Here is a 13,310-nt window from a genome sequence, read left to right as displayed (position 1 = left end):
CCGGTGTCCTTGTCCCTCGCGGCCGTCCTCGCCGATTCGGCGGGCAGGCGGCCGGATCACCCCGCGCTCGTGTTCGACGGGGAACCGTTCTCCTACCGGGAACTCTGGGCCGGGGCGAAGAGGTACGCCTCCGCGCTCCGGGACCAGGGGGTCGCCGCCGGCGACCGGGTCGTGCTGCTCCTGCCGAACACGCCGGAGTTCCCGATGGTCTACTTCGGTGCGCTGGCGCTCGGCGCGGTCGTCGTGCCGGTGCACACGTTGCTCGTCGCGGAGGAGATCCACTACATCCTCGGCGACTGCGACGCCAGGGCGCTGATCTGCGGAGCCGCCCTGCTGGAGCAGGGCGGCGAGGCCGCCGACGCGGCCGGTGTCGAAGTCCTGACGATGCTGGAGGACTTCGACACCGGCCGCGTCCGCCTCGACGTCCTCGCCGGCGCGGCCACCGAGATCGAGCGGTACGAACCGCTCGAACCCTCGGACCTCGCGCTGATCCTCTACACCTCGGGGACGACCGGCAAACCCAAGGGCGCGATGCTGACCCATCTGAGCATCGTGCTGAACGTGGCCACCACGATGCTGTCGCCGTTCGACTTCCACGCCGACGACGTGCTGCTCGGCTGCCTGCCGCTGTTCCACACCTTCGGCCAGATCTGCGGGATGGCGACCTGTTTCCGCGCCGGCGCGACGATGGTGCTGATGTCGCGGTTCGACGCGCGTGCCGCGCTGGACCTGATGGTGGAACAGAACTGCTCGCTGTTCATGGGCGTGCCGACGATGTACGTCGCGTTGCTGGAGGCCGCCGAGGACGAACCGCGGCGGCCCAAACTCGACCGGGCCTTCTCCGGTGGTTCGTCGTTGCCCGTGGCGCTCTTGGAGCGGTTCGAGGCCGTGTTCGACTGCCCGATCTACGAGGGGTACGGCCTCACCGAGACCTCGCCCGTGGTGGCCTACAACCAGCGCGCGTGGCCGACCCGCGCGGGCACCGTCGGCAAACCGATCTGGGGCGTGGACGTCGCCATCGCGCGTGCCGAGACCGAAGACCGGATCGAACTCGTGCCGCCGGGTGAGGTCGGCGAGGTCGTCGTCCGGGGGCACAACGTGATGGCGGGCTACCTGAACCGCCCCGAGGCGACGGCCGCCGCGATCGTGGACGGCTGGTTCCGCAGCGGCGACCTCGGCTTCCTCGACGACGACGGTTATCTGTCCATTGTGGATCGTAAGAAGGACATGATCCTTCGCGGCGGCTACAACGTGTATCCGCGTGAGATCGAAGAAGTGCTCGCCAGGCATCCCGCGATCGCCCAGGTCGCGGTCGTCGGCGTGCCGGACGACCGGTACGGCGAGGAGATCTGCGCCGTCGTCGTGGCCGCTTCCGATCGGGAACCCGGGCCGGAGCTGGCGGCGGAACTCGTGGCGTGGAGCAAGAAGCGCGTCGCGGCCTACAAGTATCCGCGGCGGGTGGAGTTCCTGGACGCGATGCCGCTCGGGCCCAGCGGCAAGATCCTCAAGCGGGAGCTGGCGGACCGGCTCGGTCACTGACGATGGGCTGAAGGCTCCCTTCGCCGCGTGTGATGCGGTGAAGGGAGCCTTCAGCCCAGTCGGATACGGGGCCGGGTGTTGCGAAAGCCACTTTCGCAACCTTCAACGTTGCGAACGTGGCTTTCGCAACACACCGCCCGCCGACCCCTGCCCGCACCCCCGCGCACGACGGTGAACAGGGGCACGTAGGGGTGCGAAAGGGGTCCGTTCCCGCACTAGCTTCGGAATCCCATCCTCGAACCCGAAATGCGGACCATGCGAGACGAACTGATTCTGCGAACTCGACGTGTTCGGCCGGACTGGGCCACGGTGCTGGCCGCTTTCGACGAAACCCCGGACGGGGAGCGACGGCGGGCGCTCGCCGCGCTGGTCGTCGCCGAGACCGAAGCGGTGCTGGAGGCGAAACCGGGCGCGGGGACCGCGGCTCCCGGCACGCCCTTCGCCGAACTCGGGTTCGATTCCCTCGCGGCCGTGGAACTGCACCGGCGGATCTCGGCGGCCACCGCGCTGGAACTGCCGGTGACCCTCGTCTTCGACCATCCGACGCCGTCGGCGCTCGCCGGTCACCTGCGTGATCTGCTCGCCGGGGAGGCCGTGGCCGAGGTCGAGGACTACCAGGCCATCGCCGACGACGAACCGATCGCGATCGTCGGCATGGCCTGCCGTTACCCCGGCGGGATCGGTTCGCCGGAAGACCTCTGGCGGCTGGTCACCGAGGGTGGGGACGCGACGTCGGACTTCCCGGCCGACCGCGGCTGGGACGTGGAGTCGCTGTACGACCCCGACCCCGGGGTGCCCGGCAAGACCTACACCCGGCGAGGCGGTTTCCTCGACGGCGCAGGAGAGTTCGACGCGGGGTTCTTCGGGATCTCGCCCCGTGAGGCGCTGGCGATGGATCCGCAGCAACGGCTCCTACTGGAGACGTCGTGGGAGGCCTTCGAGCGGGCGGGCATCGATCCCGCCACCTTGCGGGGGAGCGCGACCGGCGTGTTCGTCGGCGCGGAGACCCAGGAATACGGACCGCGTCTCGGTGGCGCGGAAGAGGGCCTCGAAGGCTACCTGCTGACCGGTAACGCGGCGAGTGTCGCGTCCGGCCGCGTCTCGTACGCCTTCGGGTTCGAGGGGCCGACGGTCACGGTGGACACCGCGTGCTCATCGTCGCTGGTCGCCCTGCACCTGGCAGGGCAGGCGCTGCGGCTGGGGGAGTGCCCGATCGCGGTGGCCGGCGGCGTCGCGGTGATGTCGAGTCCCGGCGGTTTCCTCGCCTTCAGCCGTCAGCGCGGGCTCGCGCCGGACGGACGCTGCAAGCCGTTCTCCGCCGCGGCGGACGGCACCGGCTGGTCCGAAGGTGTCGGGATGCTGGTGCTGGAACGGCTTTCCGACGCCCGGCGCAACGGGCACCGGGTGCTCGCCGTCGTCCGCGGCACCGCGATCAACTCCGACGGCGCCAGCAACGGCCTCACCGCGCCCAACGGTGCCGCACAGCAACGGGTGATCCGGCGCGCGCTGGCCAACGCCGGGCTCGCACCGTCCGAAGTGGACGCCGTCGAAGCGCACGGCACCGGTACCGTCCTCGGCGACCCGATCGAGGCACAGGCATTGCTGGCCACCTACGGCCGCGACCGCGAACGCCCGCTGCTGCTCGGTTCGGTCAAGTCGAACATCGGGCACACCCAGTCGGCCGCCGGGGTGGCCGGAGTGATCAAGATGGTGCAGGCGATGCGGCACGGTGTGCTGCCCAAGACCCTGCACGCCGACGAGCCCACGCCGAAGGTCGCCTGGTCGTCCGGCGCCGTCGAGCTGCTCGGCGAGACCGCGGCCTGGCCGGAGACCGGGGCGCCCCGCCGCGCGGCGGTGTCGTCGTTCGGCATGAGCGGGACCAACGCGCACGCCGTCCTCGAACAGGCCCCCGCCGAGGAAGAGACCGAGCCGGCGCCGGAAGCCTGGCCCACCTGGCTGTTCCCCGTCAGCGGCCGCGACGAGAAAGCCCTGCGCCGTCAGGCCTCCCGGCTGCGTGAAAACCTGCCCGACGACGACCTCCCGGCCGTCGCCTCCGCGCTCGCCACCACCCGGTCCGCCCTGGAGCGGCGGGCCGTGGTGACCGCCGCCGACCGCGCGGGGCTGCTGGCCGGGCTGGACGCGTTGGCCACCGGAGAGACACTATCGAGCCTGGTCCACGGGAAGGCGCGGATAGCGATCGTCTTCAGCGGCCAGGGCAGCCAGCGCGCGGGAATGGGTCGCGAACTGCACCGCAGGTTCCCGGTGTTCGCCGCCGCCTTCGACGACGCCTGCGGGCATCTCGACCTGCAACTGGACCGGCCGCTGGCCGAGATCGTGTTCTCCGACGAGGGCAGTGAGGAAGCCGGGCTGCTGCACCGCACCGAATACGCGCAGTGCGCGCTCTTCGCCGTCGAGGTCGCGCTGTTCCGGCTGTACGAGCACTGGGGTCTGCGCCCCGATTACGTCGCCGGGCACTCGATCGGCGAGCTGGCCGCCGCGCACGTCTCGGGCATGCTCTCGCTGTCCGACGCCGCCGCGCTCGTCGCCGCGCGGGGACGCCTGATGCAGGACACGCGCGAGGGTGGCGCGATGCTCGCCGTGCAGGCGACGGAGGACGAGATCCTGCCGCTGCTGGGCGACCGCCTCGCGATCGCGGCCGTCAACGGCCCGCGGTCGGTGGTCGTCTCCGGCGACGAGGCCGCGGTCGAGGAACTCGCCGCCGCGTTCGCCGGGCGCAAGACCAAACGGCTCAAGGTGAGTCACGCCTTCCACTCGCACCACATGGACGGGATGCTCGACGAATTCCGCCGGTTCGCCGAGATCCTCACCTTCCGGAAACCGTCGATCCCGCTGGTGTCCACTGTGTCCGGTGAGTTGCTCACCGAGGCGACGGCACCGGAGTACTGGGTGGAGCACGTGCGCCGCCCGGTGCGGTTCGCCGACGGTGTGCGGCGCCTGGACGAACTCGGCGTCGACGTGCTCCTGGAGCTCGGCCCGGACGCGGTGCTGACCCCGATGGCCGCCGAGGTCCTCGACGGCGAGGGACCGGCGCTGGTGCCGAGCCTGCGCGGGTCGCGGCCGGAGGCGGAGGCGCTCGCCGCGTCGCTGGCCGAGCTGTGGGTCCGTGGCGCCGAACCCGACTGGGCCCAGGTGTTCGGCGAGCACCCGAAGGCCGATTTGCCGACTTATGCCTTCGAGCGGCAGCGGTACTGGCTGATCGACCAGGACACCGCCGGGGATCCCGGCGCCTACGGTCTGGGCGACACCGGGCATCCGCTCCTGCGGGCGTCGGTCACCACGGCCGAAGACGGTGCCCTGCTGCTCTCCGGCAGGTTGTCTCCGCTCACCCAGCCCTGGCTCGCCGACCACGTCGTCGGCGGTGACGTGGTGCTGCCGGGTACCGCGCTGCTCGAACTGGCGTTGCGGGCCGCGGAGCTCGCGGGCTCCGGCGGCGTCGACGAACTGACCCTCGAAGTGCCGATGGTGCTTTCCGAAGCGGGCGTTCAGGTTCAGGTGTCGGTCCGGGACGGCAGGCTTCTGATCTTCTTCCGTGACACCGAGGACGACGAGTGGACGCGGTGCGCTTCGGGCACCCTCGGCGCGGCGGCACCCGCTCCCGATTTCGGGGGGTGGCCGCCCGCCGGTGAGCCCCTTGACCTTTCCGATCTTTACGACCGGCTCGCCGATTCCGGCCTCGACTACGGGCCGGCGTTCCGCTGCTTGCGCGCCGCGTGGCGGTCCGGTGACGACCTCTACGCCGAGGTCGCCGCCGTGCCGGAGACCCAGGGCGGGTTCGGCGTGCATCCGGCGCTGCTGGACGCGGCCCTGCACGTGCTCGAACTCGGTTCCGGGGGAGGTGGTCCCGCGGCGCTGCCGTTCGCATGGTCCGGCGTGACCCTGCACGCGCGCGGCGCCGACGTTCTGCGCGTCAAGCTCGAGAACCACGTCGCCGGTGCCGAAGCCGGGACGTACTCGGTGTCCCTGAAGGTCGCCGACGGCGCGGGCGAACCCGTCGCGTCGGTGGAATCCCTGGCACTGCGACCCCTTTCCACCGCGCCCCGTGCGCAAGATGGCGCGCTCTACGGCGTCGACTGGATTCCGCTTCCCGGGACGCCGGGCGCCGCTGAGTACCGGCTTTACCCGGACCTGACCGCCGTCGACGACGTGCCGCCGGTCGTCGCCGTCCGTTGCACCGCTCTCGAAAGCGTGCTGGATCTCGTCCAGGCCTGGCTCGCCGACGACCGGTTCGCCCCGGCCCGCCTGGCGCTGCTCACCGATGGCGCCGTCGCCACCGAAAACCCCGATCCCGCCGCGGCGGCCGTCTGGGGGCTCGTGCGTTCCGCGCAGGCCGAGCACCCGGACCGGCTCGTGCTGGCCGACGTCGCGGGAGAAGACGGCCTCGCCGCCGGACTGGCTTCCGGGGAACCCGAGTTCGCCGTCCGCGACGGCGCGGTGCTGGTCCCCAGGTTGACGCGCGTTCCGAGCCCGGCCCCGGCGTCGTTCACCACCGGCGGCACGGTGCTGATCACCGGCGGGACCGGCGGTCTCGCCGGGCTGCTGGCCCGGCATCTGGTCGAGCGGCACGAGGTGCGCAGCCTGCTTCTCGTGAGCCGTCGCGGTACCGCGGGCCCGCTCGTCGACGACCTCACCGCGCTGGGTGCCGACGTCACCGTCGCCGCCTGCGACATCGCCGACCGCGAGGCCGTCGCGGCACTACTCGACGAGCACTCGGTGTCGGCAGTCGTTCACGCCGCCGGCGTCCTCGACGACGCGACCATCACGACGCTCGACCACGAGCGACTGGCGGCCGTCCTGCGGCCGAAGGTCACCGGCGCGCTCGTCCTGGACGAACTCACCCGCGACCTCGACCTGTCGGCGTTCGTGCTGTTCTCTTCCTCAGCGGCCACGTTCGACGGCGTGGGTCAGGCCAACTACGCGGCGGCCAATGCCTTCCTCGAAGCGCTCGCCCTCCGCCGCCGTGCGGAAGGACGCCCTGGCGTCGCACTGGGCTGGGGTCTGTGGGCCGCCGGGATGGGCGAACGGCTCGACGAGGCGGGACTGCGCCGGATCGAGCGCTCCGGCCAGCGCGCACTGTCCGAAGTGGACGGAATCGCCCTGTTCGACGCGGCGTTGGCGGCGGACCGGCCGGTGCTGCTGCCGATGCGGATGGACCGTGCCGCGTTGCGCGCCCGCGCCTCCGCCGAGGGACTTCCGGCAGTCCTCAATGGACTCGTCCGGGTCGCCCGTCCGGCGCCGTCGGCCGCGCAGCGCGGCGGGCTGGACGAGGCCGCCCTGCTCGACCTCGTCCGCACGACGGTCGCGGCCGTCCTGGGGCACCCGGACGCCCACGCGATCGACCCGGACCGCGCGTTCACCGAGGTCGGTTTCGACTCGCTCGCCGCCGTGGAACTGCGCAACCGGCTGATCGCGGCCACCGGGCTGAAGATCGCGCCGACGCTGGTGTTCGATCACCCGAACCCGCGCGCGGTCGCGACGTTCCTCGCCGCCGGATCCGGTCCGGTCCGGGAGGACGTGCCCGCTCCGGCCGAAGCCGACGAGCCGATCGCGATCATCGGCATGGCCTGCCGCTATCCGGGCGGGGTGAGCACACCCGACGACCTGTGGCGTCTGGTCGCCGACGGGAACGACGGCATCACCCGGTTCCCCGAGAACCGCGGCTGGGACACCGACGGCGTCTACCACCCCGACGCCGACCACCGCGGCACCACCTACGTGCGCGAGGGCGGTTTCCTGCACGACGCCGGGCAGTTCGATCCAGGCTTCTTCGGGATCTCGCCGCGGGAGGCGCTGGCGATGGACCCGCAGCAGCGGCTGCTGCTGGAGATCTCCCACGAAGCGGTCGAACGGGCCGGGATCGACCCGAAGTCCTTGCGTGGCAGCGGAACCGGTGTGTTCGCCGGGGTGATGTATCACGACTACGCGACGGGGCTGAACCGCGTACCCGACGACGTCGAGGGCTACCTCGGCAACGGGACCTCGGCCAGTATCCACTCCGGCCGGGTCGCCTACACCTTCGGGCTGGAAGGCCCGGCGGTCACGATCGACACGGCCTGTTCGTCGTCGCTGGTGGCACTGCACCTGGCCGCGCAGGCCTTGCGGCGCGGTGAATGCTCGATGGCACTGGCGGGCGGGGTGACCGTGATGGCCACGCCCGAGGTCTTCGTGGACTTCAGCCGTCAGCGCGGCCTCGCGCCCGACGGCCGCTGCAAGTCCTTTTCGGACGACGCCGACGGAACGGTGTGGAGTGAAGGTGTCGGGATGCTCCTGGTGGAGCGTCTTTCCGACGCCCGCCGCAACGGCCATCGCGTCCTCGCGATCATGCGGGGGAGCGCGGTCAACCAGGACGGCGCGTCCAACGGGCTCACCGCCCCGAGCGGTCCGTCGCAGCAGCGGGTGATCCGCCGGGCGCTGGCGGACGCCGGCCTCGAACCGTCCGAAGTGGACGCTGTCGAGGCGCACGGCACCGGGACGCCGCTGGGCGATCCCATCGAGGCACAGGCGGTGATCGCGACCTACGGCCAGGATCGGGACCGGCCGCTGTGGCTGGGATCGCTGAAGTCCAACCTCGGCCACACCCAGGCCGCGGCCGGTGTCGGCGGGATCATCAAGATGGTGCAGGCGATGCACCACGGCGTGCTGCCCCGCACGCTCAACCTCGGCACACCGTCGACCAAGGTCGACTGGACGGCCGGGAACGTGTCCCTGCTGGCCGAGCCCGTCGCTTGGCCGGAAACCGGCGGGCCCCGGCGCGCCGCGGTCTCGTCGTTCGGGATCAGCGGGACCAACGCGCACGTCGTCCTGGAGCAGGCGGAGCCGGTCGAACAGTCCACTTCGGACACCTCGCCGCTCGGTGGTGACGTGCTGCCGTTCGTCCTGTCCGGAAAGACGTCGGCCGCCTTGGCCGCGCAGGCGGACCGGCTCGCCGGGCACCTGACCGACGACGTCTCCCTGCCCGCGGTGGCCCGCGCACTCGCGGTGACCAGGTCCGCGCTCGACCACCGTGCGGTGGTCGTGGCGGGTGACCGCGCCGGGTTGACCGCCGGGCTGCGCGCGCTGGCCGACGCCGCTCCCGCGCCCCACGTGGTCGGTGGCGTCGCCGAGAACGGCAAGGCCGTCTTCGTCTTCCCCGGTCAGGGATCGCAGTGGACCGGGATGGCGGTGGACCTGCTCGGCTCGTCGGCCGTCTTCGCCGAAGCGATGGCCGACTGCGAGACCGCTCTGCTGTCCCATGTGGACTGGAAGCTGACGCACGTCCTGTCCGACGCGGCGGCGCTGGAACGGGTGGACGTCGTCCAGCCGGTGCTGTTCGCGGTGATGGTGTCGCTGGCCCGGCTCTGGCGGGCGTGCGGGATCGAACCCGCTGCCGTGGTGGGGCACTCGCAGGGCGAGATCGCGGCCGCGTGTGTCGCGGGCGCGCTGTCGCTGGAAGACGCCGCTCGCGTGGTTTGCCTGCGCAGCAAGGCGATTCTGGCGCTGTCCGGTCTGGGCGGGATGGTGTCGGTCGCGGCATCGGAGGACCGCGTCCGTGAGCTGCTGCCGGAAGGCGTTTCCGTGGCCGTGGTGAACGGCCCGGCCTCCGTCGTCGTGTCCGGTGACGTCGCCGGGCTGGAGGCGCTGCTCAAGCGGTGTGAACTGCTTGACGTGCGGGCGAAACGGGTCCCGGTGGACTACGCGTCGCACTCGGCTCACGTCGACGCGATCGAACACGAGGTCGTGACGGCGCTGAGCGGAATCACACCGCGCGAAGCCGAACTTCCGATGTATTCGACCGTCACCGGTGAGCCGATCGACACGGCCACCCTCGACGCCGCCTACTGGTTCCGCAATCTCCGGGCCACCGTCCGGTTCGACCAGGCGGTACGGCGGCTGATCGCGGACGGGTTCCGGTTCTTCGTCGAGACGAGCCCGCATCCGGTGCTGGTCGCCGGGCTGACCGAACTCGTCGAAGAGGCCGCCGTGCCCGCCGTCGCGCTCGCGAGCCTGCGCCGCGACGAGGGCGGACCGACCCGGTTCGTCACCTCCCTGGCGGAGGCGCACGCCCACGGCCTGAGCCCCGACTGGGCCGAGCTGCTTCCCGAGGCGGGCTGGGTGGATCTGCCGCCCTATGCCTTCCAGCATCAGGAGTTCTGGCTCACCGACGCCGGGGAACCGGGCGACGCCGCCGGATTCGGTCTCGGCGCCACCGGGCATCCGCTGCTCACCGCCGCGACCGCGCTGCCGGGTTCCGGCGGGCTCCTGCTCACCGGCCGGATCTCGACGGCCGCGCAGCCGTGGCTGGCCGACCACGCGGTGCAGGGCACCGTGCTGCTGCCGGGTACCGCGTTCGTGGAACTCGCGCTGCAGGCCGGGACCCACGCGAGCTGCGGCCGGATCGACGAGCTCACCCTCGAAGCCCCGTTGCCGCTTCCCGAACAGGGCGGCGTCCGCGTCCAGGTCGTCCTGGGGTCCGAAGTGGACGGACGCCGCGAGGTCACCGTGCACTCCCAGGCCGAATCCGGTGACGACACCTGGGTGCGGCACGCGTCCGGCTTCCTGACTTCGGAGGAAACCCCGGGAGAGGGCCTGACCGACTGGCCGCCCGCCGGCGCGACGAGCGTCGACCTCGACGGCTTCTACGCCGACGCCGAGGCGCAGGGCTACGGCTACGGCCCGGCGTTCCAGGGGCTGCGAGCGGCCTGGACCCTGGGTTCCGACGTCTTCGCCGAGGTCGTCCTGCCCGACGCCGAGGGCGCGGACCGGTTCGGCCTGCACCCGGCGTTGCTCGACGCCGCGCTCCACGCCCTCGGTACCGTCCGGTCCGGCGACGGCGCGGAACTGCCGTTCGCGTGGACCGGGGTCACCGTGCACGCCGTCGGCGCCACCGCGCTGCGGGTCCGGCTCGCTGTGGGCGCGGACACCGTCGCGGTGACGGCGGCCGACCCGGCGGGCGCGCCGGTCGCGACCGTCGAAGGCCTGGTCACGCGGCCCGCCGCCCTGGCGGGCTCGCGACGTCCGGACTCGCTGTTCCGCGTCGGCTGGACGCCGGTGACCACACCGGAAACCATCGGGACGCCGACCGTCACGGTCCTGCCCGACGGCGATTTGACCGCCCTCACCGAAGTCCCCGACGTGGTGCTGGTGCCGGTGGGATCCGAGGACGGCGACCTCACCGAGAGCGTCCATCGCACGACCGCCCGGGTGCTCGACCTGATCCGGACCTGGCTGGACGACGAGCGGTTCGCCGACGCGCGGCTGGTGCTGCACACCCGCGGCGCGGTCGCCGACGAGGACGTCCGCGATCTCGGGGCCGCGGCGGCCTGGGGCCTGGTCCGGTCCGCGCAGGCCGAGAATCCCGACCGGATCGTCCTCCTCGACAGCGACACCGATCTTCCGCCGGCATTGCCCGCCGAGGCGCTGGCCACCGGGGAGGCGCAGCTCGCGTGGCGCGACGGGGAACTGCTCGTGCCGAGGCTCGCCAAGGTCTCCGCCGACGGCACCCTGACCCCGCCCGAGGGGCCTTGGGTACTGGACGCGCCCCGTCGCGGCACGCTGGAAGAACTCGCGCTCGTCCCGGCGCCCGCGGCCGCCCGGCCGCTCGCCGACGGCGAGGTCCGGATCCAGGTCCGGGCCGCCGGCATCAACTTCCGCGACGTGCTCATCACGCTCGACATGTATCCCGAGGACAACGCGGTGATGGGCAGCGAGGGCGCGGGCATCGTCACCGAGGTCGGTCCGGGCGTGACCGGCCTGAAGCCGGGCGACCGGGTCTTCGGCCTGTTCGACGGCGCGTTCGGCCCGGTCGCGATCGCCGACCGGCGGACGGTCACGGAAATGCCCGTGGACTGGACGTTCGCCGAAGCGGCGGCTCTGCCGGTCGTCTTCCTCACCGCTTACTACGGGCTGGTCGACCTCGGCGGACTCCGGCCGGGGGAGAAGGTGCTGATCCACGGGGCGACCGGCGGCGTCGGCATGGCCGCGGTCCAGCTCGCCCGTCATCTCAGTGCCGAGGTGTTCGCCACGGCGAGCCCCGGCAAGTGGGAAGTACTGCGGAGCCTCGGGTTCGACGACGAGCACATCGCCTCCTCCCGCACGCTGGACTTCGAGGACCGGTTCGGCCGGATGGACGTCGTCCTGGACTCGCTCGCCAAGGAGTTCGTCGACGCGTCGCTGCGGCTGCTGGGCGAGGGCGGGCGGTTCGTCGAGATGGGCAAGACCGACATCCGTGACGCGGACGAGGTCGCGGCCGCGCATCCCGGCGTCACCTACCGCGCGTTCGACCTGCTCGACGCCGGACGGCCGAGGATCGGCGAGATCCTGGCCGAGCTGCTGGAGCTGTTCGGCGCCGGGTCGCTCACCGTGCCCCGGCCGACGGTGTGGGACGCGCGCCGCGCGCCCGAGGTCTTCCGGTTCATGAGCCAGGCCAAGCACATCGGCAAGAACGTGCTCACCATCCCGTCCACCATGGACGAGAACGGGACGGTGCTGATCACCGGCGCCACCGGGACACTCGGCGCACTGGTCGCCCGGCATCTGGTCACCGCGCGCGGAATCCGGCACCTGCTGCTGGTCGGCCGCCGGGGCCGCGCCGCGGCCGGGATGGCGGAACTCGAAGCGGAACTGACCGCGGCCGGGGCGTCGGTGACCATCGCCGCCTGCGACGCGGCGGACCGGACGGCGCTGGCCGCGTTGCTCGCCACCATCCCGCCGGAGCATCCGCTGACCGGGGTGGTGCACGCCGCCGGTGTCCTGGACGACGGCCTCGTCGCCACGCTGACCCCCGAGCGGCTGGCGAAGGTACTGCGGCCGAAGGTCGACGCCGCGGTCAACCTGCACGAACTGACCCGCGACGCGGATCTCGCCGAGTTCGTCCTGTTCTCCTCGGCCGCCGGCGCGTTCGGCGACGCCGGGCAGGGCAACTACGCCGCCGCCAACAGTTTCCTCGACTCGCTCGCCCGGCACCGTCGGGCGCAGGGGTTGCCCGCGGTCTCGCTCGCGTGGGGTTTCTGGGCCCAGCTGAGCGGGATGACCGGTCACCTCGGTGAAGCGGACCTCGCCCGCCTCAAGCGGTCCGGGATGAGCCCTCTGTCCACTGAGGACGGATTACTGTTGCTGGACGCCGCCCGTGCCGGGTACGAACCGGCGCCGCTGCCGATGCACATCGACCTCGCCGCCCTGCGGGGCGAGGAAGTGCACCCGCTGCTGCGGGGGCTGGTGAAGGCACCGGTGCGCCGGGCCGCCGCGGCCACCGGCACACAGACCGAGGGACTCGCCGACCGGCTGGCCCGGCTCGCCCCGGCAGCCCGAGGCCGCGCCCTGCTGGACCTGATCCGCGCGAACGTCGCCGCGGTGCTCGGCTTCGGCTCACCGGAGCAGGTCGGGGTCCGGCAGGCCTTCCGGGAGCTCGGGTTCGACTCGCTCAGCGCGGTCGAACTCCGCAACCGGCTCAACGCGGCGACCGGCCTCCGGCTGCCCGCCACCGTCGTGTTCGACCATCCGACGCCCACCGCGCTCGCCGAAACCCTCGGCGACCGGCTGGCACCCGCCGAAGACGCCGACAGTGTCGTTGACGACGAGGTCGCCCGCATCGGCGCGGTCCTCGCCTCGGTACCCGCCGACCGGCTCCGCGAAGCCGGCGTGCTGGACCTGCTGACCCGGCTGGCCGACCCCGGCTACCGCCCCACCGAGTCGCCCGACGGCGCGGACATCGACGAGATGGACGCCGACCGTCTGATCGCACTCGCTTTCGACGCTTCCGACCCCGCCTGACGTGA

At 72.2% G+C, this 13,310-nt stretch carries 2 protein-coding genes; both read left to right on the top strand.

Annotated features, from left to right (window positions below; genetic code table 11):
* The first annotated feature begins 3 nt into the window (after window positions 1-3).
* Window positions 4-1,539, top strand: coding sequence for a long-chain fatty acid--CoA ligase (locus DMC64_RS22305; RefSeq protein ID WP_125735134.1), 1,536 nt, complete (start codon window positions 4-6; stop codon window positions 1,537-1,539).
* A gap of 309 nt (window positions 1,540-1,848) precedes the next feature.
* On the top strand, window positions 1,849-13,305 hold the full coding sequence (locus DMC64_RS22300; protein ID WP_370324638.1) for an SDR family NAD(P)-dependent oxidoreductase: 11,457 nt from the start codon (window positions 1,849-1,851) through the stop codon (window positions 13,303-13,305).
* Window positions 13,306-13,310: the final 5 nt, after the last annotated feature.

It is taken from the genome of Amycolatopsis sp. WAC 04197, assembly GCF_003947475.1.
GTDB classification, from domain to species: Bacteria; Actinomycetota; Actinomycetes; order Mycobacteriales; family Pseudonocardiaceae; genus Amycolatopsis; species Amycolatopsis japonica.
Note: the sequence above shows the minus strand (reverse complement) of the source record. Positions and strands in the feature narration are given on the sequence as shown.